We start from the raw sequence: 14938 nt of genomic DNA on the forward strand, positions 1-14938 counted from the left end.
GTAGTCGAATCCACTCTGTCAGTCGCGGCCGCCGCCCGGGTCGCCTCGGCCAAGCTGGCGGTGCTCACTCGAGCTGACAAGGACGCGGCACTGCTTGCCATCGCCGACGCGCTTGAGAGCAATGTTGATCGCATCGTGACCGCCAACCGAGGCGACGTCGCGAGCGCTCGCCACAACGGCACCAGCGACGCCCTGATCGACCGGCTGACTCTGACCCCTGCGCGGATAGCGGCCATCGCCGAGGCCGTCCGTGACGTGGCTGGTCTCAATGACCCAGTTGGGGAGGTTATCCGCGGATACACGCTGGCCAACGGCCTGCGTATTCGGCAGCTTCGAGTACCCATGGGCGTCGTCGGGATGATCTATGAGGCCCGGCCGAATGTGACCGTGGATGCCGCGGTGCTCGCCCTCAAGAGTGGGAACGCGGCGCTGTTGCGGGGGTCCTCGTCGGCCTACCACTCCAACGTCGCGCTGGTTGCGGTTATGCGCGAGGCGCTGGCGCAGACGGCGGTCCCGGTTGATTGTGTGCTGATGGTTCCCGGAACCACCCACGAATCGGTGGCACAGTTACTGACGGCCCGCGGTCTCGTCGACGTGATCATTCCTCGCGGCGGCGGGGACCTGATCAAGTCGGTGATCGAGAATGCCACTGTCCCAGTCATCGAGACTGGTGTTGGCAATTGCCACGTCTACGTGGATGCCGGTGCCGACATCGACTCAGCGGTCGCGATCGTGCTCAACGCAAAGACCCAACGGCCGAGCGTGTGTAATGCCGCCGAGAGCCTGCTGGTGCATGCCGACATTGCCGACGAGTTCTTGCCCGCCGTGATCAGCGCACTGAATGATGCGGGCGTCACTGTTCACGGTGACGACGAGTTCCAAATCGTCGGGAAGTCCATCAACGTCGACGTGCCCGCAGCCACTGACGAGGACTGGGCTGCCGAGTATTACTCGCTGGACATCGCTGCCGGTGTCGTCGATTCGATCGATGCGGCGATCGATCACATCCGCCGCTGGTCAACCGGTCATACCGAGGCGATTGTCAGTGACTCTGCTGGGGCGATTGAACGATTCGCCAACGAGGTGGACTCTGCCGCCGTGATGGTCAACGCCTCCACTCGGTTCACTGACGGTGCCGAGTTCGGTTTTGGGGCGGAGATCGGCATCTCCACGCAGAAGCTGCATGCCCGCGGTCCCATGGGTCTGACGGAATTGACCACAACAAAATACATCGTTACTGGTGATGGGCATGTGCGTTCCTAGGTCAGCACCGCTAGAGTCTGCGGCATGTTGCTGAACGTGGTCGCCCTCGCGGCAGAGACTGTCAACGGGACCTACCCCGGCGGTTCCAGCGAGTCCAACCCGGTACCGGAGAACATCCAGTACTACCTGCCCGACTGGGGTTACGGGCTATTCGCGTTTGCGGTGCTTGCGATCGCGGTCTACGCCATCACTCGCCTCAACGTCGACCGCTGAGCATCGTTGTCTAGAGTCCCGACGTGGTGAACCGCGTCGGAGTGATGGGTGGCACGTTCGACCCCATCCACTTTGGCCACCTGCTGGCGGCGTCTGAAGTCTGTTTCCGGTTGGATCTTGATCGGGTGATTTTCGTGCCGACGGGCGAGCCATGGCAGAAGGTGGACCGAGTTGTGAGTGATTCGGCGGATCGCCTGCGGATGGCTGAACTCGCCACCGATCCCGACCCGCGGTTCTGCTCCTCCAGGGTTGACGTGGATCGAGCCGGGCCGACCTTCACGGTGGACACTCTTCGCGATCTGGCCCTTGAACTTGAGCCAGACTCCGAACTCTTCTTCATCGCCGGAGCGGACACGCTGACGTCCATCAACACATGGCGCAATGCCGACGAGTTGGCCGGCCTTGCCCACTTCGTTGCGGTGAGCCGCCCCGACCACCAGTTGACCAACCCGACTGGTGCTGCCGTAGACGTCGAACTCGTCGAGATTCCGGGGCTATCGATCTCCTCCAGCGAGTGCCGACGCAGGGTAGGGGCAGGCGAGCCGATCGACTACCTCGTGCCGTCAGCGGTCGTCAGCTTCATTCGCGAGCGTGGTCTGTACTTGGACGTCGTCCGGTGATTCGGCATCAGGACGTGGCGCCGTGACTCGGCGTACGGTCGTCGCGCTCGGCTCACTGGCCCTGGTGGTGGTCTGCATTCTCATCGCCGTCCTGGTGCGTACTCGCCCGGCTGCCAACCCCACGCCCGAGCCGCTGCCATCCCCGTCCACCACCGTGGCGCAGAAGACCATCTTCACCGCAGTTCGTGATGACACTGACGCGATTGCTGGAGCAATCGTGCTCGGCACCGAGGGCTCTCCCGCGACCGGCAGCTGGCTCTCGCTGCAGCCCGGCCTCGGTGTTGATGTGGAGCAGACCGGGACGGTGACCCTCGCCGAGATTGGCCCACGTCCGGTGCCAGCGTCGACGGGGTTGGTGAGCAATCAACTCGGGGTTGCCATCCAGGGTGGTTGGATTATGGATCGGCTGGCCTTGGCCGCGATGGTGGACGCCGTCGGTGGGATCACCCTCGACCTGCCGCAGCCGGTCGTCAGGGTCAATCCGGACGGAACCAAGACGGTCTTGGCAAAGGCCGGCAACCGTCGAGTGTTTGGACCAGCTGCCGCGCAGTACGCCATAGCGCTTGGCCCAAAGGAGCCGCAGGCTGCTCGAATGGCTCGATTCGACGAGGTATGGGGCAAGGTGATCCGACAATTGCCCGGCAATGTTGACCGCGTCCGCAGCATTGTCGGCAGCCTCGGATCATCATCGCGAATTAGCGAGTCGCCGGATTACATCGCCAACGCTTTGCTCGAATACCAGACTGCCCTGGCTGAGCGGGCAACCACGACAACCTCACTGCCTGTTTCCGGCTCCGACAGTGGCCCGGCAGCCACCTTCACGCAGAACCCGCAGGCTGCATTTGCAGTGGTCAGCGACCTGTTCGGCCCGTCGTTGCCGGCGGTCGGTGAGAACGGTGCGTTGCCACGCATTCGGATGGTGAGCGAGGGGATCAGTAGCGGGAGCTTTGTTACGGCCAAAGAGGCTGTCGTGAACGCCGGAAACACCTTCGTCTGGGGTGGGCAACGTCCACGCTCAACAACGAGCCGGGTGTTCGTGGCAAGTCAGGCAGCCAAGGAGTCACTCGGTGTGCCCTTGGCAACAGCCCTCGGCCTGCCGAAGTCGGCGATCCAGGTCTCGCGCGAGCAGGTGGTGGGAGTGCAGGCGACCGTGTTGCTGGGGCTGGATGTGCTCGACGGCACCGCAACGCCGTCGACCTCGCCGGGAACAATGTCGGCAACGCCCAGGCCAGCGGTGTGACACCCTAGAAGCAGGTTCGGTCAGCCAGGTCCGAAGAAGTGCGTTAGACGCGATGAAGCGCTGAGATGACCTGACCGGGTGAAACCATCCAACGAGAGGGAGTATGTGACCGCTTCGCAACGAGCTCAGGAATTTGCGATCGCCGCAGCACAGGCCGCTGCCGACAAGCTTGCGACAGACATCGTCGCCATCGATGTCAGTTCGCACCTGGCGCTGTCCGATGTCTTTGTCGTCTGTTCGGCCAGTAACGAACGGCAGGTCAAGGCAATTGTCGACAACGTTGAGGACCGCTTGTTGGAGCTGGGCGAGAAGTTCCTCCACCGCGAGGGCGAGCGGGACGGTCACTGGGTGCTGCTGGACTACCCCGAGATCGTCGTCCATGTCCAACTCGAACAGACGCGTGCCTTCTACCGGCTCGAGAAGCTCTGGAACGACTGCCCCGCGTTGCCGTTGCCGGTGCTGGCCGGGGACCGATCCTGAACGGTCGCCGAGTCGTCCTGTGGCGGCACGGCCGGACCGCCTGGAACGCCGCTCGCAGATTCCAGGGTCACAGCGATGTTCCCCTCGATGAGGTTGGTCGCGCGCAAGCGGCAGCGGCCGCGCCGACGTTGGCCCTCATGGGACCGTCGATGATTATCAGCAGTGACCTGGAAAGGGCACGGCACACGGCCGTTACGTTGGGTCAACTCGTCGATTTGCCGGTTCGGATTGACCCGCGGCTCCGCGAAACCCACGCGGGCGCCTGGGAGGGCCTGGACCGGCCAGCTCTCGAGCGTGATTTCGGTGAGGAACTGGCCGCATGGGCCGCTGGGTCAAACTTGGCACCTGGTGGCGGTGAACGACGTAGCGAGGTCGCTACGCGGATGCTCTTGGCCATCGACGAGGCTCTTGCTGACGTTCCGGCGGGCGGGGCACTGGTCGTCGCTACTCACGGAGGTTCAGCGCGTGCGGCGATCGGCAGCATGCTCGGGCTGCCGACCGAGCACTGGGGAATCCTGGGTGTGCTGACCAATTGCGCGTGGTGCGTGTTGGCAGAGACAAACGGCGTCGCGAACTCCCTGGCAGATCTGCGGACCGGTCCGACCGAACGATTCCCCGATGTGCCCCCGACCCCCAAGTGGCGGCTGGTGGAGTACAACGCAAGAACGCTGCCGGAGGACCCAGTCAGCGACGACCGCTAGCGCTAGCTGGTGATATAGCTCATCAGGGACTTGCGTTCTTCTTCCAACTTCTCGATTCGGGCTTTGACGATGTCGCCGATGGAAACGATTCCGACCATGTCCTCGCCGTCCATCACCGGCAGGTGACGAACGCGCTTTTCGGTCATGACGACCATGACGTCCTCAACGGCGGTATCGGGTGTGCAGACCGCAATGACGTCGGTCATGATCTGCGAGACCGGAGCGTCCAGAATGACCGCGCCGCTTGCGTTCAGCGATCGCGCCACGTCGCGCTCCGAGACGATCCCGACGATGGTCGAATCAACTCCCGTCACGACGACCGCACCGATACCAAATTCGGCCAGGCTCGACAACAGCGACGAGACCGTGGATTCGGGAGCGACCGTCGCGACGAAGTCGCCCTTGTTTGCGATTACCGATGCAATCTTCATAGTGCCCCTCCCATGTGCGGCGCGTTCCTTGGTTGACCCATAGTTGCGTGGATCGCCACGGATGTCACCCCCGATGGCCGATTCGGCAGCAGATCAGCCGCGTAGCGTGCCTCAAATGGCCGATATGTCACGCTAGGGCGGTGCCGAACACAGTCAAGTTGGACGTGACGGACGGCAGACTCAACGAGTTGATGACTGCCATCATGAGCGTCGGTCGCGACCTGGAGCTCGCTACCCTGCTCGACCGGATCGTCGAGGCCGCGGTGTCACTCGTCGATTGCCGCTACGGGGCCCTCGGGGTGCTCGCAGATACCGATGGAACAGATCAACTCGTGGCATTTCACACGGTCGGAATGACCGAGCACGAGCGCCAACAAGTTGGCGACCTGCCGCGCGGTTACGGGATACTCGGTCTGCTTACCCAAGATCCCCGGCCACTTCGCCTTGGCGACCTGTCGTCGCATCCCGCGTCAGTGGGGTTCCCCCCGCACCACCCACCGATGACCTCCTTTCTGGGAGTGCCGGTTACCACAGATGGTCAGGTGTACGGGAACCTCTACTTGACGGAGAAGAATCACGGCGAGTCGTTCAACGATGCGGATGAGGCGCTCCTCGTCATGCTCGCCGCAGCCGCTGGGATAGCCATCGGAAATGCCCGCCTCTACCAAGAGGCACGACGGACGGCGCAGTGGCAGCGCGCATCAGCGGAGATCACCCGACAACTTCTGGCCGGTACTGAACCGGGGGAGGTACTGGAACTCGTGGCCGAACATGCGCGCCAAATCGCGCAGGCGGACGTTGCTGCGATCGGATTCGAAGACCAGGCCGGCAACTTTGTCGTCGAGGTCGCCAGCGGCACCGGCTCCAAGGCCCTGCTGGCGACTCCGCTGCCACTGCCCGATCCTTGCCTGTCCGTGCCGCTGACTGGCACCGGTCGCCAGGCGGGCGTGCTCTCCGTGGCCAACAGAAAGGGTGGTTCCAACTTCGGGCGAGAGACGGTCGGGCAGTTGCTATCTTTCGCCGCGCAAGCTGAGTTGGCGATGGAACTCGCGCAGGCGCGACTCGGCAGCGAGCGGGTGTTGGTCTTCGAGGACCGCGATCGAATCGCGCGGGATCTGCACGACTCGGTGATCCAGCGGTTGTTCGCCGCAGGCATGCAGCTCGAGGGAACCGCCCGGACCATCGCCGATGGCGCAACGCAGAACCGGATCCGCCAGGTCAGCGATGATCTTGACGCGACCATCAGCGACATCCGTTCAACCATCTACTCGCTGCAGACGGTGGAGCGCGATCAACCCCGCGGGCTGCACGACCGCATCATCGGTCTGGCCGAGCAACTGAGTTCGATTCTCGGATCGATGCCGATCGTCGACATCCGCGGACCGCTAGACGATGCGGTTCCAGATGCGGTTGGCGATGACCTGATCGTTGTGGTCAGGGAAGCCCTGTCAAACATCGCCCGGCACGCTCACGCGTCCAACGTTGAGGTCACCGTCGACGTCACCGACTTCGAACTGACGCTGTCGATCCGGGATGACGGCCGGGGTTTCGCAGCCGGTGACGTCGATCTGCGCCGCAGCGGCCTTGCCAATCTTGCGAATCGAGCGGTTGGTCATGGCGGCACGTTCCTGGTGCGTTCCGATGAAGGCTCGCCGCTCGTTCGTGGTGACGACCAGTCTCTGGACACCGATTGGGCCACCGAACTCACCTGGTCGGTGCCCATCGTCGGTGCGTGAGGGTTTGGTCGCCGGGTCGCGCTAGCTATCCCTGGCGGCCTTCACTGCGAAGACCGCCGCCTGTGTACGCCGCTGCAAGCCCAGCTTTGCCAGGATGCTCGACACGTAGTTCTTGACGGTCTTCTCCGCCAGGAAGAGCTCCTCGCCAATCTGCCGGTTGGTCATACCCTGACCGATGAGGTCAAGAATGCGGCGCTCCTGGTCGGTGAGGCTGGCGAGCGGGTCGACCTTGGTGGCGTCGGTCCGGATGCGGTCCATCACCCGGGCAGTCGTCTGGGGGTCCAGCAGCGAGCCGCCCGCCGCAACCGTTCGAACGGCGCCGATCAAATCTGTGCCCCGAATCTGTTTGAGGACGTAGCCTGCCGCGCCGGCGACGATTGCATCCAACAGGGCCTCATCATCAACGAATGAAGTCAGCATCAAGCACTTGAGTTCGGGCATTTCGCTGCGCAGCTCGCGGCACACGGTTACGCCGTCGCCATCGGGCAATTGGACATCCAAGACGGCGACGTCGGGCCGCAACGCCGGGATGCGCGACATTGCCTGCGCGGCGGTCGCCGCTTCGCCAACGATCTCAACATCACCCTCGGACTGGAGTAACTCGGCCACCCCACGCCGGACGACCTCATGGTCGTCGAGCAGGAACACGCGAATCTTCGGGCTCGCCTGGATCACCGTCGCACGGTATCCGCTACTCGACGGGTTCCGCAGGCGCACCAACCAAGTGACGAGACGTGCCTCACTCGCAGCCCGCCATAATGCGTGATTTGGGACTTTGGTCCCGTGAGAATCAGGACTTTTCTCGGAGTGGGCCCGGGTCCGATTCCGGCGGGTTCACCGGTTTGTAACTGGCACTATTCGGGTATGAGCGCACTGGATCTCTCGCGTTGGCAATTCGGCATCGTCACCGTCTACCACTTTTTGTTTGTCCCCATCACTTTGGGACTGAGCTTCATGGTCGCCATCATGCAGACGGCATGGGTGCGAACCGACAATGAAAAGTGGCTCAAAGCCACCAAGTTCTTCGGAAAACTCTTCCTGATCAACTTCGCCATGGGTGTCGTTACCGGCATCGTGCAGGAGTTCCAGTTCGGGATGAACTGGAGCGACTTCTCTCGCTTCGTCGGGGACATCTTCGGAGCGCCATTGGCCGTGGAGGGTCTGCTCGCGTTCTTCCTTGAGTCGACCTTCATCGGGCTGTGGATCTTCGGCTGGGACCGATTGCCGAAGAAGGTTCACTTGGCCACGATCTGGCTCGCGTCCATCGGAACGATGCTTTCCGCCTACTTCATCTTGGCCGCCAACTCGTTCATGCAGCACCCCACCGCGTATCAGTACAACCCTGAGCTGGGGCGGGTCGAGCTGCAGAACTTCGGTGATGTTCTCACCCAGAACACCGCAGTCTTCGCCTTTCTGCACGTCATGGCTGGCGCGTTCATGGTCTCCGGTGCCGTGGTCGCTGGCATTGCTGCTTGGTACCTGGTGCGCGGGCGGTCCACGGACATGGCCCGGGCCTGCGTCAAGTTGGGTGCCTGGACGATCCTGGTTGCGTCCGTCGGCATCGCGTGGACAGGCGATTCTGAGGCCAAGATCATGGTGCAGCAGCAACCGATGAAGATGGCCGCCGCTGAGGCGCTGTACGAGACGTCCGCGCCAGCAGCATTTAGCATCTTCACCGTTGGAACCCTGGATGGTTCCAAGCCGCTGTTCAGCATCGACATTCCGCACGGACTGTCCTTGCTCGCGACGAGCACCTGGAACGGTGAGGTCCAGGGAATCAACAACCTGCAAGCGCAGTACGAGCAGCAGTTCGGTCCGGGGGACTACAAACCCAACATTCCGGTGGCTTACTGGATGTTCCGGTTGATGATCGGCGTCGGCATGATCGCCTCGGTGTTCGCGCTGTGGGCGCTGTGGATCACGCGCAAGGGTCGACAACCCACTTCCAAGTGGTTTGCACGCGCCGGTTTGACCATCCCGTTCCTCCCGGTTGCCGCCATGAGCTTTGGTTGGATCTTCACCGAGATGGGCCGCCAACCATGGGTCGTGTTCGGCCTCCTCAAGACCAGTCAGGGAGTGTCGCCGACATCTACCCCATGGATGGTGTGGACCTCGATGATCACGCTGACCCTCCTGTACGGGGCCCTGGCGGTCGTTGAATTCGGCCTCTTGCGCCGAGCGGTCATCATCGGTCCGCCGGAGACGGTCGAGGACCCCTTCCTGGAGGACGCAGACGCGTCTTCTGACCGCCCACTGTCCATCAGCTACTGAGGAGCCGGAAATGGAACTGACAACCGTCTGGTTCGTCTTGATCGCGGTCCTCTGGAGCGGCTACTTCGTCCTCGAGGGCTTCGACTTCGGCGTTGGCATCCTGCTACCCGTCATTGGCAAGACGGAGTCTGAGCGGCGCACCATGCTGACGACTCTTGGTCCGGTCTGGGACGGCAACGAGGTATGGCTCATCGTCGCTGGCGGGGCCACGTTTGCGGCCTTCCCCCAGTGGTACGCCACTCTCTTCAGCGGCTTCTACCTGCCGCTGTTGCTCATCCTGGTCGCCCTGATCATCCGCGGTGTCTCATTCGAGTACCGATCAAAACGTTCGAGCGTCAGGTGGCGAAAGAACTTCGACATCGCCATCGTCGTCGGCTCGTTCCTGCCCGCTCTGCTGTGGGGCGTCGCTTTTGCGAACCTCGTTCGCGGCGTTCCGCTGAGGCTCTCTGAATCGACCAACATGGTGACCGGAGCGGCGACGGTCGGAGGCTCGGTCTACGACGGTGGATTCTTCAATCTGCTCAATCCCTATGCCTTGCTCGGCGGACTCGTTACCCTCACGCTCTTCCTGACACAGGGATGCCTATTCCTCGCGCTGAAGACCACTGGTGACTTGCGTGAGCGCGCAGTCGCCCAAGGCAAGATCTGGGGGCTGGTGGCCGCCGTCCTGGCCGTGACTTTCCTGCTGTGGACGCAACTGGCGTACAGCGACAAGACGTGGACGTGGGCGCTGGTCGTCATCGGGGCGCTTGCCTGGGTCGCCGGCATCGCGATGCATTGGCTTGGTCGAGACGGCTGGGCGTTTGTCTTCAGTTCAGTGACCCTCGTCGGTGCAGTCGCCTTCTTGTTCAGCGTCCTGTTCCCGTACCTCATGCAGGACCGCGACAACCCGATTGCATCGTTGACCGTCACGAACGCGTCAAGTTCTGACTACACCCTGAAGGTCATGACGATCGTCGCGATCATCTTCACGCCGATTGTGTTGATCTACCAAGCCTGGACGTACTGGGTCTTCCGCAAGCGGATCAGTGCCGATGCCATCACCAACCCCGAGGCGGGTTCTCTAGACTTGCCCTCGGAGGTAGAGAAATCCGTCGGAGTCAGCTAAGGCCATTTGACCCCCGCCTATTGCGCTTCGCCAGCGCAACGCGGGGGTTCTTGGTTGCTGCGATCCTGATTGGGGCGGTGACCGCAGGGCTGCTGATCGCGCAAGCGTTCGCGATCACTGACATCGTCGTCCCGGTCTTCCTGGACGGCGCCCAACTTGCCGAAATCAGTGGTGCCATCTACCTGCTGGTCGGCGCGATCATCGGTCGAGTCGCGATGAGTTACCTGACCGAGGCGCTTGCCTATCGGGCGGCCGCACAGGCGAAGAGTCAACTGCGCCTCGGTGTCGTGGAGCACGTTGAGGCCCTTGGACCCGTGTGGCGAAGTGGTCGCAATTCGGCCGCGTTGACCCAACTGGTGACCCGCGGCATCGACGGTTTGGATTCGTACTTCGCTCGGTACCTGCCGCAACTGGTGTTGGCCGTTATCGTTCCGTTGACCGTCGGATTAGTTGTGCTTTTGGCGGACCCCCTGGCCGCGCTCATCGTCGTGCTGACGCTCCCGTTGATCCCGGTATTTATGATCTTGATAGGCAAGTTCACTCAGTCCAAAGTCGACCGACAATGGCGGACGCTCAGTCAGTTGTCTGGACACTTTGTGGACGTCGTGGCCGGAATGCCCACGCTCAAGGCTTTCGGGCGGGCCAACGCCCAGGCTCGCAATGTTCAGCAGATCGGCGACAAGTACCGCACGACAACCATGGGAGTGCTGCGTATCTCCTTCCTCTCGGCACTCGTGCTGGAGGTACTGGCCATGCTGTCGGTTGCGATCGTTGCCGTCTCCATCGGAATCAGGCTGGTGGACGGAACCATGACGTTGCACGCCGGCTTGCTGGTGCTCATCCTGGTGCCGGAGATCTACTTGCCGCTGCGGCTCGTTGGTATGCACTTCCACGCAGCCGCTGAGGGTCTGGGCGCAGCCGGGGACATGATCGAGATCCTGGAGACACCCACCGCGCGCAGTGGTCCCGTTACTGACGTACCCGACCTGAGCGCGGCAACCGTCGTGTTCGACGAGGTTTCGGTCACCTATCCCAGTCGGGTCGCACCAGCCGTCGAGTCGCTCAGTTTCCGGATCCAGCCACGATCCGTCACCGCGCTGGTTGGGCCCTCGGGCGTCGGCAAATCCACCGCAGTGTCGGTGCTTGAACGCTTCATCGACCCGGGTGCGGGAAAGGTCACCGTCGATTGCAACGGGACCGCGACGGACCTGGGCGATTTCGACATCGACGCTTGGCGTGCACGCGTTTGCTGGATTGGTCAGGATCCGCAGTTGGTCAGCGACACCATCGCTGCCAACGTGTCACTCGGTGACCAGCGAATCGATCCGATCAGGGTGGACGCTGCCCTCGCCGCGGTGGGGCTCACAGACCTGATCACCTCGCTCGACGACGGCTCGCAGACCCTGGTTGGCGAGGGTGGCAAACGGGTCTCCGTGGGCCAAGCGCGCAGGATCGCGCTGGCCAGAGCCTTCTATCAGCGAGCCGAGTTAATTCTGTTGGATGAACCAACGGCTGCCTTGGACGGTCAGACGGAAGCCGCCGTACTCACCGCGATCGACGAACTGGCCCAGAGAGCCACCGTCCTGGTCGTCGCGCACCGCGACGCCTTGATCGCGCGGGCGGATTCGGTCATCCATGTGTCGGGCCCGAGAACCCCGCCGACCCCTGGCGACACGCTTGCGCAGGTCCGATGATGGCGGGGCAGGAGCACAACTCGCAGGCGGCGCTACGGCGCGTTTGGGCGGATATCCGGCCTGTTCGGGCTCGCGGACTCTTGGCGCTGCTGCTCGGTGCGCTGACAATGATCTGTGCAATCGGATTACTTGCCACCAGCGGCTGGCTGATTTCGAAGGCCGCGCTGCAGCCACCGATCCTGGCCCTGGGTATCGCGGTGGTGGCGGTGCGGGCCTTTGGCCTTGGCCGTGGAGTCTTCCGCTACACCGAACGTCTGGTGTCACACAGTGCTGCCTTGATGGGCCTGACCACGCTGCGCACCAAGCTAGTGGCCCGTCTCGCGGTCGTCGCGCCAGCTGGCGCGCCACGACTGCGGCGTGGAGATGCCTTGCGGCGCCTCGTCGATGACGTGGATACGACTGCTGAGTACGGCCTGCGGGTGTTGCTACCGAGGAGTACTGCGATCACCGTCGGAGCGTTGGTGGTGATCTTGATGTTCTGGTTGCTGCCGATGGGTGGGGTCTTTCTGCTGATCGGCCTGTTGGTGGCTGGCATCTTCTCACCGCTACTGACAGCGCGGGTTGGGCGAACGGCTGCTGAGGTTGAGGTGGGTCTCAAGGGTGAACTCGCTGCAGCCCTGATGACCGATCTTCGAGTGAGTGCCGATGTGGTCGCGGCGGGAGCACAGAACGCGAATCGCACACGTATCAGTGACCTGGATGCTGCGATCTCGCGTACGGAGCAGCATGCAGCTCGCGGACTTGGTTTGGCGGCAGCGTTGACCACCGCCGTCCAGGGCATCGCGTTGGTCGCCGTTGTCTTGGTTGCGGTACCGGCAGTTCGGGCTGGTGGACTGTCGGGGGTGAACCTGGCGGTTGTCGTCCTGCTGCCACTCATCAGCTTCGAGATCGTTCAAGCGCTGCCTACTGCAGCGATTTCGCTCGTGCGGGCACGGGCGAGCGCGGACCGGGTGATTGAGCTGCTCGACACGGTTGACCCCGTGCCTGACCCAGTGGAGTCGGCATCTCTGTCGGCCCTGCCGAACGCGCTCACTGCGCATAACCTGCGGGTGACCTGGCCAGGAACCGATGCGCCAGCTGTTACGGACTTCAACCTTGACTTGAGCCCGGGTCGGCGAATCGCCCTGGTTGGTCCGAGTGGCTCGGGCAAATCAACGATCGCCGCCGCGCTGGTGAAATTCCTTCCTCATGAGGGAGACATTGAACTTGGTGAGGTGAATGTCGATGAACTCACCGGAGACGATATTCGGCGGCGGGTGTGTTTGCTCGCGCAGGACTCCCACATCTTCGACAACACGGTTGCCGCGAACGTCCGGCTCGCAGTGCCAACGGCGACCGATGAGCAGGTTATGGAGGCGTTGAACCGCGCGGAGTTGGGTACCTGGGTTGACAGCCTTCCTCGTGGCTTGGATACCTCAGTCGGTGAGCACGGCGCGCAGTTATCCGGCGGGCAGCGGCAGCGGCTGGCCCTGGCCCGGGTGCTGCTGGCCGATCCGCAGATCGCGATCTTTGATGAGCCGACCGAGCACCTTGACTTGCAGACTGCTGATCAGCTGATGACCGACATCCTCGCGGTTCGTGCTGGGGGAGCCACGCTGGTCATCACCCACACCCTGGCAGGTTTGGGGGACGTGGATGAGGTCATCGTGTTAGACGCAGGTCGCGTTATCGAACGCGGTACTCCGGCTCAGCTCGCTGCCACCGGCGGTTGGTACGCGACTGGCCTGCACCGAGAAGCGGCCGAGGTAGTGCCCAGCGAGGTCCCTCCTGGCGGCTAGGCCTCCGACATCACACTCGTAGGGTCGTAGCCGTAAAAGGCAGTGCGAGCGTCGCGTCGCGACTGTGCCTCGTTCTCCTGCTCGACGGCAAAGCTGGAGTCAAGCTGCGTAACGTCAACCTCGGTCGTCGGGTGGTTGCCCATGATCCACTTCTCTAGTTGCGGACTGGACTCGTACGACGTGATGAGGCAATAGCGTGGTTCGGTGCCCTGGTGCCAGACCGAATGCCACATCCGTTCGGAGTCAACAACGAGTTGGGCGCCCGCTGGGAGGCTGATGCGCGTTTCGGTTCGTGGGTCTCGCACGTCCTCGCGCAGCACCATCACCGAGTTCGGGTTGTGGGTCAACTGCATGAAGCATCGAACAACCCACCCTTCACCCTCGGGGTTGAGCCGGTTGTTGTCATCCAGATGTGAGTTGTAGAGAGCATCGGCATAGCTATTGGGCTGCAGTTCAATGATGCGGCACCGACCGACGTTCGCTCCCGGCTCTTGGGCTCGCCACGTCAGCGTTGGCGACTTGGCCGTTTGACTGTCGATCCATACCCCGTCTTTGTCAGGCTTCGGTGGGTTGAAGTGCCAGAAGCCGTTGCACTCGATGTCGCCGTAGGCACTGGCCAACGGCGCGAACCGGGTGTCACCGGAGGACTTCCAGTCGACGTACTCCAGCGATTGCCACTCTTGGGGATCGACGAGGTCGCCGTAGGAATCCAGAACGACGAAGCCCTTCTCTTCCAGGGCGGGCATTTTGTAGTGCGACACGATCGGCCTCCAGGTGTTTTCGTCTCACCCAAGAGCATGACCCACCCGCAGCGCAGTTAACCCGTTCCAAGCGTCCTGACCTCTTGGGACCTTCGTCCCGGGCCCTTGCGCGGGCCGTGAGCGTTGCACCCGCGCGTCCTAGGTCAGGAATGTGGCTGCACCAGGGTCATTGCACGAGCCGCACGGGTTGCCCAACCAAGTCCGTCGACCACGTGGTGACGTCGTGAACCGCCCCTGGGAATTGCATGCGAATCTTGAACCAGCAGCCGTCACCTGAGGCATCGTTGCAGGTGTAGTCAGCAGGCAGGCCAACCCGAATGATTTGGCTTTGACCCTGGTAGCCGTTGGAACTGGAGACGGGGTATAGCTGACAGGGAGTCAGACTTGTCGGTGAACTCGGGCTGCCAACAACCTCGCCCTGACCTGTGCAACGTGTGGCCAGCGACAACGGTGACCCGGCCGATCGGGCGTCGGTGGGCGGCAGGATGGAAATCGTTCCGGCGGCGCCGTTGGTGTCGCCAGCGTCGAAGAGTTGGATGTCCACACTCATCCCGGCAGAGGCGGAACTGATGCGAGCCAGGTGGAAGGAACTGTCCGTACTGTCCGAGTTCGCCCAGACCCCGATCCGACCAAATCCACCCA

At 62.7% G+C, this 14938-nt stretch carries 15 protein-coding genes; 11 read left to right on the forward strand and 4 right to left on the reverse strand.

The window, feature by feature from the left end; genetic code table 11:
* The first annotated feature begins 15 nt into the window (after window positions 1-15).
* The 6 genes from KAZ48_04970 to KAZ48_04995 all read left to right on the forward strand — a co-directional run bounded on the left by KAZ48_04970 (window position 16) and on the right by KAZ48_04995 (window position 4517).
* Entirely contained in the window at window positions 16-1263 is a 1248-nt protein-coding gene (locus KAZ48_04970) for a glutamate-5-semialdehyde dehydrogenase (GenBank protein ID MBP7972129.1), read from the forward strand.
* Between the two features lie 24 nt (window positions 1264-1287).
* A complete protein-coding gene (locus tag KAZ48_04975) occupies window positions 1288-1476 on the forward strand; it encodes a hypothetical protein (GenBank protein MBP7972130.1) in 189 nt (62 codons plus the stop codon).
* Between the two features lie 44 nt (window positions 1477-1520).
* Window positions 1521-2096: a nicotinate-nucleotide adenylyltransferase gene (gene nadD / locus KAZ48_04980; protein MBP7972131.1), complete on the forward strand. Its 576-nt coding sequence runs from the start codon at window positions 1521-1523 to the stop codon at window positions 2094-2096.
* A gap of 22 nt (window positions 2097-2118) precedes the next feature.
* The gene (locus KAZ48_04985; protein ID MBP7972132.1) at window positions 2119-3336 is read left to right on the forward strand and encodes a hypothetical protein; all 1218 of its coding nucleotides are present in this window, start codon (window positions 2119-2121) and stop codon (window positions 3334-3336) included.
* Between the two features lie 105 nt (window positions 3337-3441).
* On the forward strand, window positions 3442-3816 hold the full coding sequence (gene rsfS, locus KAZ48_04990; GenBank protein MBP7972133.1) for a ribosome silencing factor: 375 nt from the start codon (window positions 3442-3444) through the stop codon (window positions 3814-3816).
* Window positions 3810-4517, forward strand: a complete 708-nt coding sequence (locus KAZ48_04995) for a histidine phosphatase family protein (protein ID MBP7972134.1) — start codon at window positions 3810-3812, stop codon at window positions 4515-4517. The genes rsfS and KAZ48_04995 overlap by 7 nt, the downstream gene beginning before the upstream one ends.
* Before the next feature lie 2 nt (window positions 4518-4519).
* Here the strand turns inward: KAZ48_04995 and KAZ48_05000 are convergent, their stop codons facing one another.
* Window positions 4520-4948 (reverse strand): CBS domain-containing protein, encoded by a 429-nt coding sequence (locus KAZ48_05000; GenBank protein MBP7972135.1) that lies wholly within the window; start codon window positions 4946-4948, stop codon window positions 4520-4522.
* Between the two features lie 140 nt (window positions 4949-5088).
* On the opposite strand from KAZ48_05000, the gene KAZ48_05005 reads away from it, so the two are divergent.
* A complete protein-coding gene (locus tag KAZ48_05005) occupies window positions 5089-6684 on the forward strand; it encodes a GAF domain-containing protein (protein ID MBP7972136.1) in 1596 nt (531 codons plus the stop codon).
* Between the two features lie 21 nt (window positions 6685-6705).
* On the opposite strand, the gene KAZ48_05010 is transcribed toward KAZ48_05005, so the two are convergent.
* Complete coding sequence (locus tag KAZ48_05010) at window positions 6706-7338, reverse strand: response regulator transcription factor (protein ID MBP7972137.1); 633 nt, start codon at window positions 7336-7338, stop codon at window positions 6706-6708.
* 210 nt (window positions 7339-7548) lie between these two features.
* Here KAZ48_05010 and KAZ48_05015 point away from each other — a divergent pair, with 210 nt between their 5' ends.
* The 4 genes from KAZ48_05015 (at window position 7549) to cydC (ending at window position 13535) form a co-directional block, all read left to right on the forward strand.
* Window positions 7549-8955, forward strand: a complete 1407-nt coding sequence (locus tag KAZ48_05015; GenBank protein ID MBP7972138.1) for a cytochrome ubiquinol oxidase subunit I — start codon at window positions 7549-7551, stop codon at window positions 8953-8955.
* Between the two features lie 10 nt (window positions 8956-8965).
* Window positions 8966-10063 (forward strand): cytochrome d ubiquinol oxidase subunit II, encoded by a 1098-nt coding sequence (cydB, locus tag KAZ48_05020; protein ID MBP7972139.1) that lies wholly within the window; start codon window positions 8966-8968, stop codon window positions 10061-10063.
* Between the two features lie 77 nt (window positions 10064-10140).
* Window positions 10141-11757, forward strand: coding sequence for a thiol reductant ABC exporter subunit CydD (cydD, locus tag KAZ48_05025; protein MBP7972140.1), 1617 nt, complete (start codon window positions 10141-10143; stop codon window positions 11755-11757).
* On the forward strand, window positions 11754-13535 hold the full coding sequence (gene cydC, locus KAZ48_05030; protein ID MBP7972141.1) for a thiol reductant ABC exporter subunit CydC: 1782 nt from the start codon (window positions 11754-11756) through the stop codon (window positions 13533-13535). Before cydD ends, cydC begins: the two co-directional genes overlap by 4 nt.
* On the opposite strand, the gene KAZ48_05035 is transcribed toward cydC, so the two are convergent.
* Complete coding sequence (locus KAZ48_05035) at window positions 13532-14296, reverse strand: hypothetical protein (protein ID MBP7972142.1); 765 nt, start codon at window positions 14294-14296, stop codon at window positions 13532-13534. The genes cydC and KAZ48_05035 overlap by 4 nt on opposite strands.
* 166 nt (window positions 14297-14462) lie before the next feature.
* On the reverse strand, window positions 14463-14938 hold a 476-nt coding region (locus KAZ48_05040; GenBank protein ID MBP7972143.1), incomplete at its 5' end, for a hypothetical protein.

The organism is Candidatus Nanopelagicales bacterium (assembly GCA_018003655.1).
GTDB lineage: Bacteria > Actinomycetota > Actinomycetes > S36-B12 > UBA10799 > JAGNDY01.